The organism is Methanobrevibacter sp. V74 (assembly GCF_963082495.1).
Classification (GTDB): Archaea; Methanobacteriota; Methanobacteria; order Methanobacteriales; family Methanobacteriaceae; genus Methanocatella.
Genome location: NZ_CAUJAN010000001.1, coordinates 231,141 through 256,438 on the forward strand (window position 1 = coordinate 231,141; position 25,298 = coordinate 256,438).

At 32.3% G+C, this 25,298-nt stretch carries 7 protein-coding genes; all 7 read left to right on the plus strand.

The window, feature by feature from the left end:
- The first annotated feature begins 145 nt into the window (after positions 1-145).
- The 7 genes from Q9969_RS01255 (at position 146) to Q9969_RS01285 (ending at position 25,150) form a co-directional block, all read left to right on the plus strand.
- Entirely contained in the window at positions 146-1,645 is a 1,500-nt protein-coding gene (locus tag Q9969_RS01255; protein ID WP_305553561.1) for a DUF2193 domain-containing protein, read from the plus strand.
- Positions 1,646-1,654: 9 nt separating this feature from the next.
- Positions 1,655-2,428: an MIP/aquaporin family protein gene (locus tag Q9969_RS01260; protein WP_305553564.1), complete on the plus strand. Its 774-nt coding sequence runs from the start codon at positions 1,655-1,657 to the stop codon at positions 2,426-2,428.
- Between the two features lie 131 nt (positions 2,429-2,559).
- Positions 2,560-3,378, plus strand: a complete 819-nt coding sequence (locus Q9969_RS01265) for a DUF368 domain-containing protein (RefSeq protein ID WP_305554132.1) — start codon at positions 2,560-2,562, stop codon at positions 3,376-3,378.
- A 55-nt stretch (positions 3,379-3,433) separates the two neighbouring features.
- Complete coding sequence (locus Q9969_RS01270; protein ID WP_305553567.1) at positions 3,434-6,022, plus strand: DUF5814 domain-containing protein; 2,589 nt, start codon at positions 3,434-3,436, stop codon at positions 6,020-6,022.
- A gap of 155 nt (positions 6,023-6,177) precedes the next feature.
- The gene (locus Q9969_RS01275; protein WP_305513278.1) at positions 6,178-6,669 is read left to right on the plus strand and encodes a hypothetical protein; all 492 of its coding nucleotides are present in this window, start codon (positions 6,178-6,180) and stop codon (positions 6,667-6,669) included.
- 316 nt (positions 6,670-6,985) lie between these two features.
- Positions 6,986-13,276 carry an Ig-like domain repeat protein gene (locus Q9969_RS01280; protein ID WP_305553570.1) on the plus strand — a complete coding sequence of 2,097 codons (6,291 nt, stop codon included), beginning with the start codon at positions 6,986-6,988 and terminating at the stop codon, positions 13,274-13,276.
- 189 nt (positions 13,277-13,465) lie between these two features.
- Positions 13,466-25,150, plus strand: coding sequence for an Ig-like domain repeat protein (locus tag Q9969_RS01285; RefSeq protein WP_305553573.1), 11,685 nt, complete (start codon positions 13,466-13,468; stop codon positions 25,148-25,150).
- Positions 25,151-25,298 lie beyond the last annotated feature (148 nt).

Sequence of the window (25,298 nt, forward strand, 5' to 3'; positions counted from 1 at the left end):
TAATCTGTTTTATAAACATTTTTTTTTGATTTTTTTTATTTTCTCTGATTATTTAAACAGATTTATATAATATGTTGAATAATTTATTATTATCTAGGTGTATTGAAAGTTTATGCTTGGATACACTTATTGCCTAGGTGATAATATGAGAGAGTTATATGAAAAAATGATTGACGAGGCAATGGCTGCTCAAAAAGCAGATGTTGCTGTTATATCAGAAAATAGATACAAAAACTTTAAAATTGTTGATGCAAAACCATATGCTGATGCTGTTTCAAATATGACAGTATTTGATGGTCAGGCGGAATCTGTTATAAATTTACACAAGGAATCTGTTAAAAACCATTTTGAGATTTTATCTTCTATTGCTGATACTTTAAAATGTGAAGATGATCCTTTCATTGAACATTTTCAAACTCCTCCAGTTTTAGAAATATTATGTGATGAAGATGGGGAATTTGCAGACAGTGTTGATAAATTTATACAAGCTATTGCAGATTCAGAAGCTATTGTGTCAAAAGAAGCAATTAGAAGATATGGGGGATTCTATGGACCTACTTGTGTTGTAGACTTTGCTTTAATGCCTGGAAGTACAAGTAATGTTGTAAATCAAATTTTACAAAAAACTGACATTCCCGTAGCTCACAAGCAAGCAATTTTATCTGCAAAATCATGGGGTATGAATACCTCCTATGGTATTGGTGATGCATTTGCTAATGCTTTAGAAGATGGTGCAACCGCTGCAGAAGCAACTGAAAATGAAGTTGCAACCTTGCAAATGATTTATAAGACTCCTATTGAAGGACAAGGTACTTTAATGGATGATGCTGAACATTCATCTTTTGATGTAAGAGATTACATGACCAAATATAAAAAAGCCATGACAAAAGCTGTTAAAGCTGCGATGGATGATGGTGTACACTATGGAAACATTGTAACCGTACCTGCATATTGTGTTGGGGACATTGGACATCATATTGGTCAATCTACTTATAACATGTGTAAAGATGATGTGACATTAGCTATTGTTCAAGCAACAGCTGATGTTATTGAGTCAACATTAAGAAATAATTTGGATAAGTATCAATCTCCATCAAATGTGTTAAATCTCGCTACTGGTTCATCTGCATGTGCAACAGAATTTATTTTAGAATTGGATGGATTTAATGCACCAATGGTAGTTGACTTATTTTCAAAAAGATTCCACAATTATGTACAGCTGTATCCTACTAGAGGGGCTGCTGCCGAATTGCACAACTGTGACTTTATGGACATGATCTACAGAGGATTTAATTCTATAAGTGAAGCCAGAAAAATAAGGGCAGGACTTAAAAAAGATCTGGTGCCTAAAATTAGTGGATTGGATGTTGATTTAAGTCCGGTTTTAGCTAATGAAATTGTAATGAATCCGCAATTATACACTTATCCTGCATGTGCAATAACTGTCAGATTCTCATCACTTATGAGATTGGCAGATTATCCATGTCTTTTAACCTCAGAACCAATTACTGCAACTATGATGACCAACCTCATTGCTCTTAACAAGGAAGTGGCTGGTTCTCCGGTAAGGGGATGTAAAAACTGCGCATCCGCTTCTTTAGTGGATAATAGACATGAATATTGTCAGTGGAGAGAGTCTGTATAGGAGGGTAAAATGACTTGCAATATACGAAAAAAATTCGTTGCAGAACTTTTGGGAACATTTTTTCTCGTATTGTTCGGTACTGGCTCAGCTGTTGTGACACTTTTAATTTCACAAAGCATTGACCCTAATAATGTTGGAATCGGTATTTTAGGAGGTCTTGGAGACTGGATTGCAATAGCATTAGTATTTGGTCTAACTGTAATGATATGTATTTACGTGTTCGGTAAGATATCTGGTGCACATTTAAATCCTGCTGTTACTATTGGTTTGCTTGTAACTAAAAACATTGCTTTAAAGGACAGTATTTACTATATTGTTGCTCAAGTAATCGGCGCATGTTTGGGAAGCCTATCATTATACTTATGTTTAGGTGCTCCGGCTGTAGCAATTGGAGGGTTAGGTGCAACAGCTCCGGGACTTGGCGTAACTTACCTGCAAGCTATGTTTGCAGAATTCTTAGGCACATTCTTCTTAATGATGGTTGTAATGGGTGTTGCAATTGATAAAAAAGCAGAACCTGGTTTTGCTGGAATATCAATTGGTATGACTGTTGCAGCAGTAATTGCAGTTTTAGGCGCATTCACTGGTGCTTCAATTAATCCTGCACGTACATTTGGACCATACTTAATGGATATGTTACTTGGTGGTCAAAATCTCTGGGTATATTACCCAATATACTTGATTGGACCAATTTTAGGTGCAATTTGTGCAGCATTTGCTTATGCATACCTAGCAAAAGATAGTGGAGTTTGCGAACTCCCGCAACCGTTTAGGGATGAATAATTCTTTTGAATTATTCTATTTTTCTTTTTTTAGAAAGCTATATAACATATATTAAACTAATAATGTTGTATGGTGATAATTTGAGTTTTGATATCGGAGAAGCAATTTTAATATTTATTCGTGGAATTCTTATGGGTTCGGCGGATATTATTCCCGGAGTTTCCGGAGGAACAATCGCATTAATTACTGGGATATATGGACATTTAGTAGAAGCAATAAGTAATATTCGTTTTGGATTTTTAAAACCATTGCTTAAAGGGGATTTTAGTGGTTTTTGGTCAAAATTATTGGAAGAAATCGATTTTAAATTCTTAATACCTCTGATATTAGGTATTGGAGTTGCCTTTTTAACACTTGCAAAAGTTGTAACTTATTGTATGGATTTCCACACAGCAGTAACTTATGCATTCTTTTTAGGATTGATTATAGCTTCAGCTGTAATATTATTTAAAAAACTCGATGAATTAAACATGAAAAATTTAATTTTTGCAATAGTTGGAGCTATTTTAACTTACATCTTTGTAAGTTTAAATCCAATAGCTGCAAATCACTCGTTAATTGTAATATTTTTCTCAGGAATAATTGCAATCTGTGCCATGATTTTACCTGGCATTTCAGGATCTTTCCTGTTATTTTTGCTTGGACAATATAAGTATATGTTAAATGCACTTCATCAACTTCAGATAACTGAAATAGTCACATTTGTAGTTGGTGCAGTAATAGGAATTCTTGGATTTTCAAAAATCCTTAATTTCTTGTTAAAAAATCATCAAGAAGTAACTATGGCATTTCTAATTGGCATAATGCTTGGTTCACTAAAAGTTCCATGTGTGGAAATCGTCAGTTCAGTGGGTATGGACTTTTCAGGTTTTATCCCCTGCCTTATTGTTGCAGTAATCGGTTTTGTAATTATTATTGTATTGGAAACTAAATTTGATTATAAAGAATAATCAAATTTTTCACTTTTTTAATGTTTATTAACCATTAACAATATAATTATAAACAATGCTAGTTTTAAAAAATATTAAAAAACAGTGGAAACTGTATCCTGTCGGCTCACCAAAAGGCGCATTGAATCATAAAAGAGAACCTGACTTTGTAGGCAATATTAAATTTAGTCAAGATGGAGATTCGCTGTCTATTTCTCGCTTTGTAGCTGATTATAATTTTAAAGATACCTCCACATTAAATGAAACACTACTTCCTCCAGGAGAGGTAATTAAACTATTGCGTTCTCAAGCGGTTTTTCTTGCAACACCTGATGAGAATGTTGAAAAATTTTTAACATCACTTAATATTAAAGTTAGGCGCACAAGGGTATGCGATTACTGTGCTTATGAGGGAAATATTACTGTTGTCAATTCAGATTATTCATATGGTTATCACAATCAATTAATTTGTAAAGATTGTGCTCATGATACTATTAAAGAAGAGTTGAAGCTTCAAGGATTTGATAAAAAGATTTTTAGAAATCTTAAAAAAACATTAGAAAAAACAAATAGTTTAGAAAAAACTTTATCAATCCTGGATCCTCATTTCGACCCCTTAAAAAATAGGAGATTAACATTATTTGATAAAACCCGCAAATCCAAACATATCATTCCGCCGGTGGATATGAAACGTTTAAAAATTCCTAAAAACTTTAAAAAGGTTCTTTTAGATTCTGGAAGCACTGAATTATTGCCAGTTCAATATTTGGCCATTAAAGAGGGACTTCTAAAAGGTGAGGATCTGCTGGTTGTTAGTGCAACGGGTTCGGGCAAAACTTTAGTTGGGGAGCTTGCAGGAATTGCAAAAGCCCTGAATGGCAAGAAATTTGTTTTCCTGACTCCATTAGTTGCTCTTGCAAATCAAAAATATCGTGATTTTAAAAAGAAATACTCAAAACTAGGTTTAAAAGTATCTATTAAAGTTGGAAGAAATCGCGTAAAAGCAAAAGGGGAACTCAATCTGCCGGATTCGGACATATCCAAAGCAGACATTGTTGTTGCAACCTATGAGGGAATTGATTACCTTTTGCGTAATGGAAATTCGGATACCTTGTCTAAGTTGGGAGTAGTTTTAATTGATGAAATTCACATGATTGATGATGAGGATAGGGGAACACGTCTCAATGGTTTAATTAAGCGTGTAAAACATTTGTATCCTAAAACTCAAATTATAGGCTTGTCAGCTACTGTTAAAAATCCTGAATTTTTAGCTTCTGAATTTAACATGAAATTGGTGGAGTATGCTGAGCGCCCAGTGCCTTTGGAGCGTCATTTAGTTTATGTAAGAAACGAATCCCAAAAAAGACACATCATGCAGAAACTTGTTAAAATGGAATTCAATACCAAATCTAAGAAAGGATATCGTGGACAGACTATCATATTTACTAATTCAAGGCGTAAAACTCACCAAATTGCTAATTATTTAAATAATAAACGTATCAATGCTCATGCATACCATGCGGGATTATCTTATTATAAAAAAGAAAGAATTGAAAAGGACTTTGATAGGGGCAGGATTTCTTGTGTTGTAACTACTGCAGCTCTTGCTGCGGGTGTGGATTTTCCAGCTTCCCAAGTAATTTTTGACTCATTAGTGATGGGCAATAAATGGATCAATCCAAATGAATTCTCACAAATGTTGGGGCGTGCTGGAAGGCCGTCTTATCATGATAGAGGCATTGTTTATTTAATTCCTGAAGTTGGAAATGATTTTCAAGGAGAATCTGAAGAAGCAATGGCCTTAGACCTTTTAGAAAGTAACAGTGAAGATGTTTATATTGAATATGATGAGGAGTCATCTTACGAACAGATCCTTGCAGATATTTCATCAACTTCTATCGGCTCTGTTGATGAGTTAAATAAATTTTATAAAAGCATCGATGTTCCGATTAGCATTAAAATAGCTATTGAGGAAATGGAAGACTTAGGGTTAATTGATAGGGTTTCAAACAGATTAAAAATAACTAAATATGGAAGGGCAACATCGGTATCATTTTTATCAATTGATGATGCGGAGTTTATTAAAAATACACTTCATGATGGAAATTACTTGAAAAGATATGTTGGCATATCTCCAATGTATAAGAAAAAAGACAAGTATGACAAGCTTAAAGTTTTAATTTTAGCAATAGCGCTGGATTTGGAAATGTTTGACAATGTATATTTGTCAAGCGTCATTCACAATCAAATCTCAAATGCTTTAAAAATCAAATTCTCGACAAGATTATTTGCAGAATCAACCTTGGATATAATATCTTCAGGAGAAGCAATTGACAAAATTGATAAAAAATTCCAAGAGGCATTAATAGCTCTTCAAAGTGATTTTATGCAATGCAGATGTCAGGATAGGCCATTTTGCAGTTGCATGCAAAGGGGAATTTCAGAAGTAATTGTCCATGAAAGGCTTAAAGGTAGAGATCCTCAAGATATTTCAAACAAACTATTTAAAAAATATCAGATTCAAGTTTATCCGGGAGATATTTTCTCATGGCTAGATAATTTTGTCAAGAACTTGGATGCAGTCAAAAGAATTGCAAATGCATATGGTAATGGGAATGTAGTTAAAAAAACTAATTACTTAATTAGGAAAATAGAAAATGGGTGATGTAATGCTGATGAAAAATATTAATTGGTTGCAATTACAATACTGATGTATATGGCAGTCGAAAAAGCAGTTTTTCAAGCAATGAATACTGCTGCATGTGAACTTGCCTGAGTATCATAATGGGAATCTTTGGACAAATGAAATAAGGTGATAATATGCCACATCCACATAAAAAAGCTATAGAAAACATGAGTCCCTCCTCATTGGTGGGAATAATTGAAGAATCTAAAGTTACATACGTTCGTGAAAATTTAAGTGTGTTTTTACATGAAAGTCAAATTAAACTATTAAAACAGGTTAAAAAACATGAGAAACCTCATCACAAGCGTATCAGAATTAGACAATATGAAAAAGCAGATAAAAATGATTTATTCAATCTACATTCAGAGCTATATTTAAAAAAATACCAAAAACTTGCTAAAAAAGATTTAATCGAAATTGATGAAAATCCTGAAAATGGCCTTGCATATGATTGTTGTTTGACGGATAAGGGAATTGAAATTTTAGAAGAGATTAATCGCCTTGAATGTCAATGGGAAGAAGTTGCAGGTTTCAATGAAAAGGATATTGAAGTTTTAAAAAATCTAGCATTGAATTCGTTTGAAATTTCATACAAACACAAGAAGAATCAAGGGTTTATATTTTAAATTCCATAGCTATTGGGTTAAAATATTTTCAACATTCTCAATAGCTTTATTTTCTATTTTTAAAATCTTCATATTTTAAATCACCACCATGCCTTAGGACTTTGTTTTGATGGATACATCTGTAAAATGTGTTTGTTAATCATTTTAGAGGGAATCTAGATTAAAAACACTTTATATTCATTTAAAACTCAAATTATAATGCTGATGTACACTTTATTTATACATTATTTTATTTAATTTCAAATATACTTTAAAACTTTATATATTTTTATCAATAAATCTATATGATAATTCATATCAATTAGGTTGTATTTTTATGAAAACAAAAAACTTTTTAATTGGTATTTCATTATTAATACTTATTTTAAGTATTGGTAGTGTTTGTGCAGAGGATTTGGATAATTCAACTTTAAATCAAGTAAATGGGAATGATAATTCGTCTTCTATTTTATCAAACAGTGCTGAAAATGTTATTGGAGATAATTTGGAAGAGATTACTGTAAATAATTGGGATGAATTGCAGTATTATTGTTATTTAAATGATGGGAATTATGTTTTAAAACTTAAAGAGAATACCAATTTTTATCCGACTGACGTTGACGATGTTAGTTATCAAATACAGGTAAATAATAATGTTACAATCATTGGAAGTTCCGGAGCTTATTTTGGAGATGCCTCTGCTAATGCACGTTCAATTAAATATTTGGCTATTAGTGTATCTGAAAACTCAGGTCATGGTATAACCTTAAAAAATGTCACATTTAAATGGATTTCCTCAAAATTTGAACCTAATGCAATATTTTTACAGATGGGAGGAAATGTAACTAACACTGTTGAAAATTGTATTTTTAATAATATTTCCATGACTGGAGGTCACTCTTCTATCCTGCATATTATGAAAGGGGATGTTGTTTTAACAAATTGCTCTTTTACAAACTGCACTACTGATTTCGGTTGCTTGAGTGTATATAATCCCGATGATGATCCTACAACATTATGCACAAGAGCTAGAGGTGAGGTAAATAATTGTTACTTTGAAGGTAATTACGCTAGAACCGAACCTGGATGCATTAATAATTGCGGAATACTGGTTGTGAGAAATTCCACTTTTTACAGGAACGCCGCTTTTTGGTGGGCAGGTGCAATACATACTCATGGCGGTGCAAATACAACGATATATGATTCTAACTTCACCGATAATGTGGCTGGTTGGAATGGTGGTGCACTATATACATATAGTTACTTGCAGATTTATAATACTATATTTGTAGGTAATAATTGCACTACTAATAATGGCGGTGGTGCAATAGGTGCCTGTAAATATTTACATGCTCCATATATTTATATTAAAGATTCATTATTTAATCATAATGAGAACTTATGTTGGAGTTTGGATGAACTATCAACTACCGGTACTGGTCGTGGTGGTGCTATATCAATTATGGATGAAGGAGGCATTACTGTATTAAATACCACTTTCATATCTAACAGTGCATCTATTGGCACTGCCATCTGTGCAATTCAACATGTTGATCATGGTTCACCTGATGTTACTTTGATTGGTAATAGGTTTATTAATCATACTCGTGTAGGTGATGCATTAGTTATCAGATTAGCGCATTATTCAAAATGCATATTGCAGGATAATTATTATTCTGGAAACTCAATTGAATTTTCAAAACTCAAACTCACAGCAGATGATAGGATAGGGAATGAAGTAACTCTACATATTGATGCTAGCTTAAAAAATGCAAATTATTATGATTCTGACATTTTAGACAAAGCCACTTATGATGTTTACATGGATGGCGAATATATTAAAACAGTAAATTCCACAGATTTCACACTGAATATAAAAAACATCATAAAAGCTCAAGTTTATGTGGTTCCATCCATATCTAATAGTACAAGTAATGAAGTTTCTGTAGGTTTACCGAAAGAGTATATTCATGTATCACAAAAATCAGGTAATAACAACAATAATGGATCTAAAGATAATCCGGTTGCAACAATCTCGAAAGCTATTGAACTTGCAAATTCAACTGGAAATATAAAAATATTGGATGGAACATTTTCAGAGACAAATCTTAATGTTAATTACAACCTATCAATTATTTGTGAAAATAATGTTGTAATTTCTGCCAATGGGAATATTTTCAATATTGGCAATTTTGAGTTTGAAATTGTAAATGGGGTATTTAGAAATTGTAAAAAGGCTGTTTCGTCTGATGAGAGAATTATTAATCATGAAGGAGGATTTTTAAAATTGAAAAATTGCACTTTCGAATCAAATTCATATGAATCTGCATTAATTGAGAGTGGAGGCACAGTTGAAGCAAGTAATTTAAATTTCAAAAGCAATACTGGAATTTTAATTTTAGCCAATACCTATACTATCCTTTCCTCGGTATTTGATTCAAATATTGCAAATATTGCAAAACGCAATGCATTAATTAAATCAACAGCTGGAACTCAATGTTTCATTTCAAATTCAGCATTTACAAATAATAATGTTAAAGAAGGATGTTTATATTATAATGCTAACAATAATAATCAGAAGACATTAACCGTCACCAATGTCGTATTTTCAAAAAATAGTGGGGATAGAGGAACATCAGGAATATATATGTCAACTGGAGGTGTTCTTTGGGTAAAATCATCATTATTTATAAATAACACTGATTCTGGGGCATATGGTGCCGTAATATTTTCTTCTAGTGAAATTCATGTAAGTGATTCCATATTCCTAGGCAATAATTTTGCAAATTCGAATAATGCGATTTTCAATTCTAAATCTAATGTAAATTTAAAGAAAATATATTGTAGTGGAAATTGGTTTGGAAATACTCAGGATAACTACAATATCGCTCCTCCAATTTCACCATTATCTCATTGTGATTATTGGTTGTTTTTAACTACATCTGCTAATGCAACATCTATATTCCAACAGGAAACTGCAATCGTGACCTTTGATTTAAATAATAAATATGATAAAGATGGAAACGTTTCTTATTGGGATTCAAGTAATTTGCCAACAGTTGAACTTGATATTTCAACAACCGGAGGTAATTCTAGTCAAGATAAAGTCACAATTGTTTATGGAATTGCAAATACTCTCTTTACTTTAACAGATGTTGAGGGCAGTTTAACCGCCAGCTATAATGGTGTATATGCTACAGTTAATTTTACAGAATCAGATATTGATCCCAATATGTTTGTTTCATTTGATGATGCTGTTTCAGTTGGGGAGACCACTACAATTGAAATAACTTTACATTACAATGCTACAGGCACTTTGACACTTAATTACAGCAATAAAACATTATCTAAACAAATTAAAAATGCAACAACATCCTTCAATATTGATGATTTGTCTGTTGGAGAAAATACTATTTTAATTTCCTATTCTGGTGATGGATATTATGCCGCAAGTAACAAAAACATTTCAATAACTGTAAACAAACTAAATTCAACAACCAATATTTCAGTTGGAGAAATTAAAGTTGGTGAAGATGTTATTCTAACAATTGAGGTTTCTCCAAATGTAACAGGAAACGTAACATTAATAATGAATAATGAGGAAGAAAATTTAACATTAACTAACTCTAAAGCTAATTATACAATAAATTCTATTTCTAGAGGAGATTATTATATTGTGGCTATTTATAATGGGAATGATAAGTATTTGCCAAGTCAAAATTCAATTGGTTTTTCTGTTGATAAACTGAACACAACCATATCGGCAAATGTGGCAGATATTACTTATGGTGAATCAGCAGTTATATACATAGTTTTAAATGATACTGCTTATGGAAATGTCACTGTTAGTGTGGATGGTAAAAATTACACAAATTCCACTATAAATGGAAGTGCCAGGGTAACTATTTCAGGTTTGTCTGCTGGAGATAAAGTTGCATCTGTATTTTATAGTGGAAATAATGTCTTCAATTCTAACAACTGCACATCTTCATTTAATGTAGCTAAAGCAACTACTACATTAACAATCACAGTAAATGATATAATGGTTGGAGATGATGAAAAGATTTCGGTAACTGTTTTAAGTGGGGTTAGTGGAAATATTACAATTACTTGTGGTGATTTTAATGTTACAAAGAATATTCCACTTACAGGTAAAGTTTCATTGGAACTTCAGGGACTGTCTTTTGGGGTTTATGATGTTTCTGCAATTTTATCCAGCGATAATTATTTGACAGTTCAAAACAGTACTCAGTTTAAGGTTTCAAATTATAACACTCCACAATGGTCAAATGAAGGTTATGATAGTCATAATACTGGAAAATCCCCATATGAAACTAATTCGAATGGGGCGATTATTTGGAATAATGATCTAACTGGTGAGGCGATTGGAAATTTGGTAATTGATTCTAATGGAAATATTTATGTGGTTACGACTTCAGGTATTTATTCATTTGATAATGATGGAAATCAATTATGGTATTATGGTATAGAAGTTGGAGGCAATTATTCTGGTTTGGCGGTTAGCCGTGATTTTATTATAGCTCCTGAAGTAGGAAATACTCTTCATTTAATTAATCAAAGCACCGGAAAAAAATATGGTTCTATTCACCAAGGATCAAGCAGGTTTGCACCTGTTGTTGATTCAAATGCAAATTTATACATAGCTGGTGAATATCAATATGAGCCTGGTGATTATAATTTAGTTATTGCACCATTTAATCTGTGGAAAAGTGGAGGAGATCCAAGATTGATTTGTTTGGGAAAATCTAGTCCAAAGTCAGCTCCCGTCATTGTTAATGATTATATTTGTGTTGTTGCCTGTAATGATAGTCTTAAAATTGTTGATATTTTAAATAAACAAATTATAGCAAGTATTTCTGGCAATACTAATGGTGTCCGTCCTGTTGCAGGTTCGGGAAATATGATTTATGGAGTATTGGATGATGACATTGTTGAAATTAACTCTGAAGGCAGTATAATCTGGAAAACCAAAGTCACAGGTGGCATTGGCAAGTATTTGGCATTAAATGAAGAACAAGGATTATATTTCATTAATTCACTAGGAAACTTATATAAATATGATTTGGTTAATGGTAATGAATCATTAGTTTCTAATTTGACTTTTACTTCGGGTATGCTAATTGGAAATGATGGAAATATTTATATTGGTTCAAAAGACATGTTTTATGCATTTGATAGTGAAAATAATTTATTATGGAAAAGTTACATTGGAAATCAAGTAATTGGAAATCCGGTTATGGGGAATAATGGAATAATCTATTTAACTACAACTAATGGAATTTATGCATTTTCTTATGCCAAAATGGAACCTTCAACTTTTAATGCTTCATCGAGCAATATCACTTTTGGTGAAACTGCTATAATAACTGTTTGTTTGCCTATTGATGCAATGGGAAGTGTATCTTGTGGAATTGGCAATGACATTTATTATGGTACTGTAAATAATGGTGTAGCCAATATTGAAATTCCAAATCTGTCTGGTGGAAAAAACATTGTTGATGTGACTTATTTGGGAGATAATAAGTATGAATCTATATCAAAGCCTTTGGAAATCCAAGTCAATCGATTAAATACTTACATTGAACTTTTAAATAATACTATTTATTATTCTGATAATCTAATAACTGTTTTAAAAGATATAAATGATAATGCTGTTGTTGGCGAAACGGTTCTTGTCAGCATTGATAATAAAAAGTATGTTTTAACTACTGATGATTTGGGCAGGATATACCTTAACTTAAAGTTAAATAAGGGCCGTTATGTGGCGGTTATTAATTTTAATGACAGCATAAAGTATTGTGCAAGTAATCTGACTTCAACTGTTAATGTATTGGGCACTATTCAAGCAAACGATATGCTTCGCGGATACAATAGTGGAGTTGATTTTAAGGCATTATTGCTTACAAATGATGGAAACCCTCTAGCTAATGCTCAGATTACATTCCTTGTAAATGGTGTTCCATATAATGCTACAACTAATGTTGAGGGTGTTGCTATTTTAAATATGAAATTAAAAGTTGGTGTTTGGGATATTGTTGTTTTAAATCCGTTCAGTGGTGAAAATTCAACTTATAAATCAACAATTGTTAAAAGAATAACAGATAATTACAATTTAAAGATGGATTATTTAGATGGATCTTACTTCAAAGTTCGCATTGTTGGTGATGATGGCAATTATGTAGGTGAGGGCCAGGTAGTTAAATTTAAGATAGGAAGTGATACATTCACGGCTAAAACCGATTCCAAGGGTTATGCCTCTTTTAAAGTAAAACATGTTCCTAAAACTTACACTGTCATGACTACTTATAAAGATTTCACTGTTTTCAATAAGTTATTTGTAAAACAGATTCTTAAAGCTAAAGATCTTTCTAAGAAGAAATCCAAATACTATAAGTACTCGGCCGCTTTAAAAACTTCTAAAGGAAAAGCTATTGTGGGTAAAAAAATTATCTTTAAAATTAAAGGTAAAAGATACACTGCTAAAACAAATAAGAAAGGCATAGCTACTATAAAAATAAAACTTAAGTTAAAAGTCGGCAAGTACAAGATACTTGTTAGATTTTCAAAAACAACTATCATTAAGAAATTAACTATTAAAAGAAGATAGTTGATTCTAATTTTTTCTTTATTTTCATAATTTTTATTTTATTTCAAAATTTAATCATTTATAGTTTAATTTAATTCAATTTGTATTACTTTATATATTACTTGGTATATACATTAATAATATAAAGTTCAGTTTAATTTTTCTTATGTGGGCTTTATAATTTTTAAAATCATTGAATCGAGTGATTGGATGAAAAGTTTGGATAAAAATACGTTTATTTGTATGGTTCTATTCGTATTGATGGTATTTTGCATCGGTACGGTTAGTGCAGAAGATATTACGCACGATACTAACTTAACCAGTGATTATAGTGGGGAAGTTGTAAGTGCGAGTGGAGACACTATCTATGTTGATAGTTCTTCAACAAGTAATGATGAACAAGGGACTGAGGATAATCCTTATAAAACCATTTCTGCTGCTGTTAACTCGGATAAAGTTACTGGTGGGGAAACTATTTTTATAAAAAATGGATTATACTCCGAAAATGTTGTAGTTTCTCCAAAAAAAAGCATGTCTTTTGTTGGTGAAAGCCAAGAAGGTGTAATAATTACTTCTAATTCTTCTAATGCAGGTATTTTTAAAATATCTGAGAATGGAATTGCTCTTTCATTTAAAAATTTAACATTTAAGGATGTAAATGCAGGTAAATTTAATCTTCCTATGAGAATTGGTGGAAACCAAGACTTATATATGGGGGATTGTTCTTTTATTGATTGCTCTAGTAAATTTGGCGCATTCCAAATATATACTTCAGCTGCTGCAACCATTGAAAACATAAAAATACTTAATTTCAAATCTAGCGCCACAGCTGGAACTGGGGGTATTTATTTAACTGGTAATGGTGTTTATAATCTTAAAAATATTTTAATTGATAATTCTACATATTCGGGATCTAGTGGCCAAATGCAGGGAATTGTTTATTTATATGGTAGTGGATCATCCATACCAACCGCATACTTCTCTAATCTTACAATTTCAAATTGTAATGTCATATCAAATTCGATTATTAGATCTTCAGGCAATCTTAATATTAAAAATTCAAGAATTGTTAATAATTCTGTATTGAAGAATTCAAATGGTGCTGCTGGGGATGGAATTTTTTATGATACTCATTCTATAAACATTACAACTTCAGTAATTGCAAACAATTCCTGTCCTAAAATTGCATTATATAAAACGCCTGATAAAGAGTTTACTATGAACTACTGTAACATTAGGGGCAATACTTACGGTACCGGATTTGCTGATGGGGGAGACTATGATGTAAATTATAATTATTGGGGATCTAATAGTTTGCCTGATGGTGTGGTTGCTGATGTTTGGGTTATTGATAACGATGGCACTTACCAATTAAGTAATGGTGAAGATTTAACAGTTGAAATTCCGGAACTTTATAATGCACCTCCTTCCGTAATAATTCATGTTGATGCTATTGCTGGTGATGATACTAATAACGGTAGTGCTGCTGCTCCAGTTAAAACCATAGCAAAAGCTGTAGAATTAGCTCAAGGAGAAGGAAAAAGTGGTAAAATTATTGTTAATGCAGGTACTTATGCTGTAAACAATATTCAAACTACTGCTGCATTATACATATCTTCTAATGGCACTGTCATCTTTGATGGTAAAGGAGGTAGGGCATTATATGTAAAATCTGGTAATTTACATATTTCTGGAATTACATTCACTAATTGTAATGAGTCTAATTCAGGTTCCATTATTCGTATGGATACTAATGCGACTTTAATTGCTGATAATTGTATTTTCACTAAAAATGGTGGTGAAACATATCGCCAATCATTGATATATGTAGATGGTGCTGATTTAACTGTAACTAATTCTGTATTTAGTGACAATGCCGCTCATAAAACTTCTACTAGTTATGGCAGTATTTATGTCAAAAATCAGGGTAAGTTACATGTGGATAATTGTAACTTTACTGATAATTTCTTAAAATATGGGTTATATATTTCAAGTTCCAATGCTGAAGTTTATAATTCAAACTTCTTTAGAAATAAAGGTACTTCCTCAAGTGGAAGTGCGGGTATTGGTATTTATGTAAGTGGTACTTCTTCTGCTTATTCTACAGGAAAATCAGGCAAGGCTATTGTTAAAAATTGTAGTTTTATAAATAACACTGCCATCTCTGGAACTTATTATGGAGGTAAAGGCGGGGCTATTTACGTAAACAATAATGCTTCTATGGATATTGATGGATGTTACTTTGAAAACAATGTTGCTCTTACTGGTGGGGGACCTGGTCAAGGTGGTGCAATTTATGCTTCTGCTGGTGCAATATCTGTTAATAATTCTGTATTCAAAAACAATGTTGCCGATAATGGTTCTGAAATCTATTTAAAATATCATGTTAGTAATTCCTCTAATCCTTTGTCTGCTGCTGGATTGAATAAACTAAACATTACTAATTCCATTATCCTCAGTGACGTAAATGGAGCAATTTATGCCGATAATAAATCATACGTTGCAGATGTTAATGAAAACTTCTGGGGAACCAATGTCGAACCTAGTGATAAGGTATCCGATAATATTGATATTGGAAATTGGATAGCATTAACTGCTAATATTAATCCGGCTGATGCTCAAATTGGTGATGAAGTGACAATTAATGCTGCTTTCAGTTCTTTAGTATATGCTGATGGTAGTGTTGTTAATTATAATAGGGTATTGCCTGATGGTTTAAAGGTAACATTCACTTCTAGTAGCGGTAACTTAAATGAAGAGGTCGATGTTGCAAATGGTGAAGCTTCTACAACTTACACAATTGATGCAAATGATAAGTATATTACCGCTTCGTATAAAGATGCTGTTGCAAAAATTCCATTGGGCACTGAATTTGTTTATGTATCTCCTGATGGTAGCGATGCTAATTTAGGTAGTGAAGCAGAACCTGTTGCAACCTTGGCACATGCTATTGAAATTTCTTCAAAAGGAAAAATCATTGTTTTAGCAGGCACCTATAAAACCGGCAACTTAGGATATATAAGTGAAAACTTAACTATAATTGGTGTTGGTAATGTAATATTTGATGGTGAAAATGCCAACAGGATATTATACTTTGGAGCTGATGCTAAGGGTTTCATAGCTAATGTTACCTTTGCAAATGGGTATGTTACCGGTGAAAGTGGTGCATTAATTGGAAATGCAGGAAACTTAACTATTGAAAATTGTACTTTTGCTAATTCCACTTCCGCTAAAAACGGTGGTGCAATTTACAACGCAGGTATTTTAACTATCAGGAATTCAATATTTGAAAACAACAAAGCTAAGGAAAATGGAGGTGCAATATTCACTCAAAATGCAGGAATAGGTGTAACTCCTGAATTAATAATTGAAGGTACTGTATTTAGTAATAATAGTGCTGTAGGTACAGGCAATTTCGGCGGAGGAGCCATTTTCGTACAACAGGCTAAGAATAATTTATTAATTTCTAACTCCAACTTCACTTCAAACCATGTTGAAAGATCAGGAGGTGGGGCTATTGAAATAGTAAACACCAATAAAGCCAATATTACTTCATGCAACTTTGTTTCTAACACTGCTAAAGGTGAAGATGCTTCAAGTAATCATGGTGGAGCAGCGATAAGTTTTGTTGGTTCATATGAGGATATTAAAGAAACCTTAACAGTTTATAACTCATTATTTGAAAATAACTCTGTTGAAGGTCTTGGTGGTGGAGCCATTTATGTCAGGGCTGCTACTGCGAATATTGCAAATTCCGTATTCATCAATAACTTGGATAATTCAAATTATACAATTTATTCAAGAGTAACTAGTTATACTACTCCTAAAGTAACTGCAAATGATAACTGGTGGGGAACTAACGATTCACCTAAAGGATTTGTTTCAGATAAAGTAACTTTAAACAGATGGGCTATTTTAACAGTTTCAAATGATACTGAAATTGTGGCTGGTGAAAATGTAACAATTACTGCCAATATCAATTCATACAATAATGGAGTTGCTGTTGGAGAATTGGAAAACCCAATTTGCATACCTCGTGATGTAACTATTTCAACATCTAATGGCGATATTAAAGGTAAATTAGAATCCGGTGAATTCAGCTATGTTTATAATGTTCCTTTAACCCTAAAATATATTAAAGTCACTGTCGATAATCAAAGTGAAATGATATACTTGATATCTTCCACTATTAATGTTAAGTTAGAAAATATCACTGTTAAAAAAGGGGATAGGCCAACTTATGTAATTAATGTAACTGATGATGGCGGAACAATCGTAAATCAAGGCAATATAGAATTATTCATTAATAACATCTCTTTTGCCAATTTAACAGTTGCAAATGGTATTGCAAAGGGCAAATTTGTTATTTCGTTAGATGAAGGTACTTATGATGTGGTTGCTAAATACAGGGATAATGGAGGATTATTTGAAGAAAACTTCGGAACAGGTTCTATAAAAGTCAGCGGAAACAATAACAATATTTACGTATCTAACTTCTTCGACTTCTTTGATGAAGATGGATACATGTACACTGATATTCCATTCAATTCTTTAACTTTCAGGGACACATTCAATGCTAAAGATTTAGGAATTAATAAAATAACATTCACAGCACCAATGACATTTAATAATTATGGTAAATTGGGCATATTTAATAATATTACTTTTGATGTTGTATCTCAGGATATTACATTAAGGGATCTTACTTTAATCCTTAATAATGGAATTTCTGGTTCTGCTATTTATGTTGCTGGAGATGATGTAAGTTTAAATGCATTAAAAATTAATTATGAAACTGTTGCAAATAGTGAAGCATATGGAATATTTGCTAATGGTGTAGATAACTTAACCGTATCCGGAATAGTCATTGACATTGTTAGTAATTCTATTGGAAGTGTTGGTTATCACCAATATGCTATTAAAGTTCGTGATTCAACCAATGTTGTTGTAACTGGTGGAAACATAAATGCTAATTTGCCTGCTTGTGATGTGGATTACGAAGAATCCGGCATTGATGCTGATTTAGTTTTAGCTATTGGTATTCAAGGCAGTGAAAATGTAACAATTGCTAATGCAAGAATAAATACTAATGTAATTGGTGCTTATGGAAGTTACCCAACACTTGATTCTATCATGGCTAAGGATGTAACTAATTTATTAATTAGTAAAAACACTATTGCTCAAACCGATTTCATAACTACCGGTGCAGGTTACTCTAATGTTGTAGATTTATACACTTGTAACGATGCTCAAATAATGGGCAACAACATTTTAGTTAACTCCACTGCAGGTACAAACGGTGCAGGCACTGCTTATCCAATTCAATTAACTGGTCCGTACAAAGGTCTTTTAGTTGACGGAAATACTTTAACCGCAATTAGTCGCGGTCCTACTTTAGGTATTTACTCACAAAACTATTATGGTGCATCTTATATTACTGTAACCAATAACTTAATTAATGTAACTGGTTTAGCAACTAATACTAGTTCCTGGTCTTTAGTTTCAGGAATAGAACTCCAAGATACTCTTGCTAAAGTATACAATAACACAGTTTACTCTCAAAGCATTGGTGATTATTATGAAAATAATTATTTATATGGTATAAGCTATGCTCAGAATATAAATGGGAATCATTCATTTGATATTAGGGATAATCAAATATTCACTAAAGGTAAATATTCAGTATATCTATTAAATGCTATTAATTCTAATGTAACCACTAACAATTTGCATGGTCATGAATTATGGGGCGATTCAGCTGCAACTATTGTGTCTGGTAATGGAAATGTTATTAAAAACAATTACCCTCCATATCTGGCTGAAATAATTATTGATGTTCCAAATGTATTTGCAGGATATGATGCTACCATTGTTGTATCTGTTACAAATGCTACTGGAGGTAATGTAACTATCAAAGTAAATAATAAAGAATTTAAAGATTTGCCACTTATTAATGGAAAAGTATCACAATTGGTTGAATTTGCTGATTTAATTGATGTTAACAATGTAACTGTTACTTATAATGGTAGTGAATTGGTTAATGCTGGTGAAGCCAATACTACTTTCAGACTTTTAGACGGAGTCATTACCAATTCCACATTCTTCAACTACTTTGATGAAAATGGATACTTATTGCCTACTCCTGAAGGAGCTACTTTAGACTTCCGGGGACCATTTATAGGTAATACTTACTCAGTATACATTAACTCACCTGTAAATGTTATTTCATCTACTGGGGATGCTGTATTTGACAGTGGAGTAAATCCTGGTAACTGGGTAAAATTCAATGTTGTTGAGGGTGCAAACCACACTAATATCACAGGCATTAGCATTATTAACGGCGATCTATTCATCAAAGGCGCTTCTTACGTAACTGTTGATGATATCTATATGAAAGCTAATATGAGCGGTGTTGGCGCAGGTACAGGATTCTTGTCCATACACTCTAATGCCTACTACACTACCGTTAAAAATTCAAAATTTGAAAACGGCGGCACTGGCTCAAGCTGTGTTGTTTTAGGTAAAGGCGGCAAATATGCAACATTTGACAATAATGAGTTCTTAATTACTGGATCTTCTGGTAATGTATTGTCTTCCAACATATTTGTGGGATCTGGAGAAATTCCTCAATTTGTAAACTACACCAACAACATAATCAACTCCCAAGTTCCCGCTTCCCCATTCATGTACGGAATTACTGTATGCGGACAAGGCAACATTATTGAAAATAACAGCATATTGAACTTTAAAGGCAATGCAATTGTCAATCAATGGGGCGCTACTTCAACCGAAAACATATACAGAAACAACACCATTACCGGCGGAGGATCAATGAGTGTCGGCACTTACAGTTTAGTAGAAAATAACAATATTGCCGAAGGAGCTTTAACTGCAACCGAAGGATGTACTTTAACTGGAAATACCGTTAACTCATTAGCAATTAATGGTAAAAATGTTGTTGCATCCAAAAACACTATTCTGACTACTGTAAATGTTGGATCTGCTGCTAAAAACACAACATTCACAGAAAATAATGTATCAGATCTTGTAACTGTAAACTCAAATGACAATAGACTTACTTATAATACGATTAATACTCAAACTGTTTATGCAATTGATTTAAAATCAACTTCTAATAACGTTGTAACTGATAATAAATTGTCTAGTGCTTCTTATTTGGGTGATAAAGCAGTTAATTATGTTGAAGGCAATAATAACACAGTTGTTAGGAATGGTGGCAATGCGATTATAACTATTGATGCCAATACAGTATTTGTTGGTAATAATAATACTATTGTTATTTCTGTTGTAAATGCAACTGGTAATGTAACTGTAAAAGTAAACAATAAAGAATACTTTGAAGTTGTTTTAGTAAATGGCACTGTAACTATTAAAGTTAATGCTTCTGATATTGCAGTTGGCGAAAATAACATTACTGTTACCTATAATGGCGATGACTATATTTGTGTTGGAACTGCAACTTCTACATTCACCGCATTAACAAATGTAGTAACTGAAGAGGTATTCTATGAATTCTTTGATGATACCGGATTCTTAAATGGGGATGTGCCATTTGATGAGTTAATATTCAAAGGAGAATTTAATAAACTTTCATATTACATATATCTTGATAAGCCGATTAAGATTACTGGTGAAAATGCTGTATTAAATGATATGTGCATTATTATTAACAATGATGATGTAATTATTCGTAATCTTACTTTAAATTCAACTATGGAATTTGGTTCATTGATTACTGTTGGTGGAAGTAATGTAACTTTATCTAACTTAAATATTACTTACATTGTTGGTGATGTATCTGCTGAAATTATTAATGTAAATGGTCAGAATAATGTAAAACTTTTAAATAACATAATCACATTTGAAAGTAATCACAGTGTAGATAATGATGATCATGCATTAGGTGTAAATATAGTTGATTCAAGTAACATTGTAATTGATGGAAACATAATTAGAGTTAAATATCCAGCATTATATGTAAATAACTGGGAAGAATTAGGATTAAATTATGTGAATGCCGTTAGAGTAAAAACAGTTGAAAACTTAAATATCACTAACAATATAATTACTGCAGCTTCAAATAACTTCAATGCTAGTTTCCCAACTATTCAGGCAATGTTAATTAGTACTGTAACTAACGGTTTGATTGACCACAATAATATCTCAATTATTGATGAATTATGTGAACAAGGTAAATCTAGCTATCTTTATGCAATGAACTTTGCTAAATCAACTAATTTGGTTATTTCTAATAATAACTTTAATTTATCCACCAAAGGTGGACAAAATGCTGCAGGTACTGCATATGCATTACAAGGTACCACTTCTGAAGTAAAAATTCTTGGAAACAATATAACTTCAGTATCTAACGGCCCTAACTTAGGTATTTATGTTGCAAGCATGTCTGGTGAACCATCTACTTTATATATTGCTAATAACTTTATCAATGTAACCGGTTATGCAAGTTCTTCTCATTCATGGGCATTAATATCAGGTATTGAAATTCAAAATGGGGATGTTAAAGCATATAATAACACTATTTACACTTACAATGTTGCAGGATATGTTGACGAAGCTCCGGTTTATGGTATAAGTTATGAACAATTCATGTATGGTGAACGTTCATTTGATATTCAGAATAATACAATTTTCACCACAGGCAAATACACAGTTTCAGTATTAAATGGAACTCCAGCCAATGTAACTGGTAATATTTTATATGCTAATGAATTATTTGGTGATAATTCAGTTGCTGAAGGTTATGTGGGTGTTGTTGAAAATAACTATCCTCCATTTGAAGCTGAAATTTCTATTGATGCTAAAATGGTATGGATTGGAACTAATGGTGTAATTACTGTTAATGTTGCTGGTGGTACTGGTAATGTAACAATTAGAATTGGAAATAAAGTATTTGAGGAATTGCCGTTAGTGAATGGTAGTGTAACTCAGGTTGTTGATGCAGAGGATTTAGTTGCAGGGGATAATGCTATTGAAGTAACTTACAATGGAGATGGGTTAATTGCTCCAACCATTGTCACTGGTAATTTACAAGTTATTAATGGCGTAATTACTAATGAAACATTCTATTACTACTTCAATAAGGATAATGGTAATTATTTAGTAGATATTGTTCCTGAAGGAGCTACTTTGGACTTCCAAGGATTATTTATTGGTGGAAACTACTCAGTATATATTGATACTCCTGTAAATGTTATTTCATCTACTGGAGATGCTGTATTTGACAGTGGAGTAAATCCTGGTAACTGGGTAAAATTCAATGTTGTTGAGGGTGCAAACCACACTAATATCACAGGCATTAGCATTATTAACGGCGATCTATTCATCAAAGGCGCTTCTTACGTAACTGTTGATGATATCTATATGAAAGCTAATATGAGCGGTGTTGGCGCAGGTACAGGATTCTTGTCCATACACTCTAATGCCTACTACACTACCGTTAAAAATTCAAAATTTGAAAACGGCGGCACTGGCTCAAGCTGTGTTGTTTTAGGTAAAGGCGGCAAATATGCAACATTTGACAATAATGAGTTCTTAATTACTGGATCTTCTGGTAATGTATTGTCTTCCAACATATTTGTGGGATCTGGAGAAATTCCTCAATTTGTAAACTACACCAACAACATAATCAACTCCCAAGTTCCCGCTTCCCCATTCATGTACGGAATTACTGTATGCGGACAAGGCAACATTATTGAAAATAACAGCATATTGAACTTTAAAGGCAATGCAATTGTCAATCAATGGGGCGCTACTTCAACCGAAAACATATACAGAAACAACACCATTACCGGCGGAGGATCAATGAGTGTCGGCACTTACAGTTTAGTAGAAAATAACAATATTGCCGAAGGAGCTTTAACTGCAACCGAAGGATGTACTTTAACCGGAAACACTGTTAAATCATTAACAATTGATGGTAAAAACGTTGTTGCATCCAAAAACACTATTCTGACTACTGTAAATGTTGGATCTGCTGCTAAAAACACAACATTCACAGAAAATAATGTATCAGATCTTGTAACTGTAAACTCAAATGACAATATAATTACTGGAAACTTCATTAATTCTACTACAACAGAATATGCTATAGATCTTAAATCTACTACTAATAACACTGTAGTTAATAACATATTACACTCTAGTGCTTTAACTGGAAATTCTGCTGTAACTTATCAAAATGTGAATAACACAGTTAAAAATAATTTCCCAATTGACCCTAAATTAAGTATTCAGGTTGAGAATATTCTCGTTGGTCAAAATGCAGAAATCCACATTAAATCTGGTGAAAATATATCAATTGCTGTTGAAGTAATTTTAGATGGTAAAAAATACTCTCTTAATCTTGTAAATGGTGAAGCTATATTAATTGTATCTGGATTAAATGCTAATACTTATACTGTATCTGCATACTCTGAAGGTAATTTATTCTATATGCATTCTAATTGCTCTAATCAATTCACTGTTGATAAATTAGCACCTGATGTAAATGTTGCTATTGGTGAAATAAAACTTGGTGAAGACGTTATTGTGTCTATTAACATTCCTCATGCTACTGGCAATGTTAATGTTATTGTTGATGGTGTTGGAGTGGTTGTTTCTTTAGATGTGAATGGAAATGCTACATATACTATTGATAGTATTTCTGCTGGAAATCATAGTGTTGTTGTTGCATATCTTGGTGATAATCATTATCTTCCTAAGGTAGAAAGTATTCATTTCAATGTTTCAAAAGAAATTCCTGAAGTAAATATCATGGTGCCTGGGGATATTAAGGTTGGTGAAGATGTGAAGGTAACTGTTAATATTCCTCATGCTACTGGCAATGTTAGTATTATTGTTGATGGTGTTGGAGTGGTTGTTTCTTTAGATGTGAATGGAAATGCTACATATACTATTGATAGTATTTCTGCTGGAAATCACAGTATCGTTGTGATTTACTCTGGTGATGAAAAACATGATTCAGTTTACAAAGCAACTTCAATCTTTTTAGAAGAATTCAGCACTAAATTTGATAATATCACTGTTGAATGTGGTAAAATAACTGCTACTTTACTTGTTAGTACTGGTGAATCTATTGCAAATGCTGCTATTTCATATACTATTGATGGTGTAAAGTATACTACTACAACCGATGAAAAAGGTACTTTTGCAATTTCTAATGTTACTGATAAATTAGTATGTATTAATTATGAAGGGGGAGATGCTTTGCTTGGATGCAATATCTCAATTTCATTAAAGAATATGGCTAAAGTAACTGATTCTAGTGTGATTACTTCTGAAGATTACACTCAATACTCTTGTGAAGCCATAACTGGTGAAAAAGGAGGATACTACTCACTGCGTCTCACTGATCCTAGTGGCAATCCATTAGTAAACAAATCAGTTGGTATTGGATACAATGGTATATTGGCTTGGTACACTACTGATGAAAATGGTACTGTCAATAAATTAATTGGTTTGCAAAATGCTGGAGTATACACATTTGCATCTGCATTTTTAGGTGATGAAGACAATAATGCTTCATTTGCGGTAAATAGAATTATTATTGTTAAAAAACCTACCTACATTAAAGCATCTTCAAAAGCATACAAAGCAACTGCAAAAACCAAAAAATACAAAGTAACACTTTCGACTGTCAAAAACATTGACGGTAAAATGTATTTAGCTGCTGGTAAGAAGATAACTTTAAAAGTTAACGGTAAAATATACACCGCTAAGACTAATGCGAAAGGTCAAGCAACATTTAAACTTAAACTTACCAAAAAAGGTAAATACACAGCTAAGATTTCTTATGCTGGGCAATACTTGTTGTATGAGGCATCTAGTACAAATGCAAAAATAACAATTAAATAGAAGAGTATTTCACTCTTCTAATTATTTCTTTTTTTATACTCAAATTTAATTAATTTTAAAGATAACTTTATAAACTAATTTTTATATATACTCTATTGCCTTTAAGTGATTTTTAAAAATATATTTTTAAAATCTCTGAAAAGAGTAA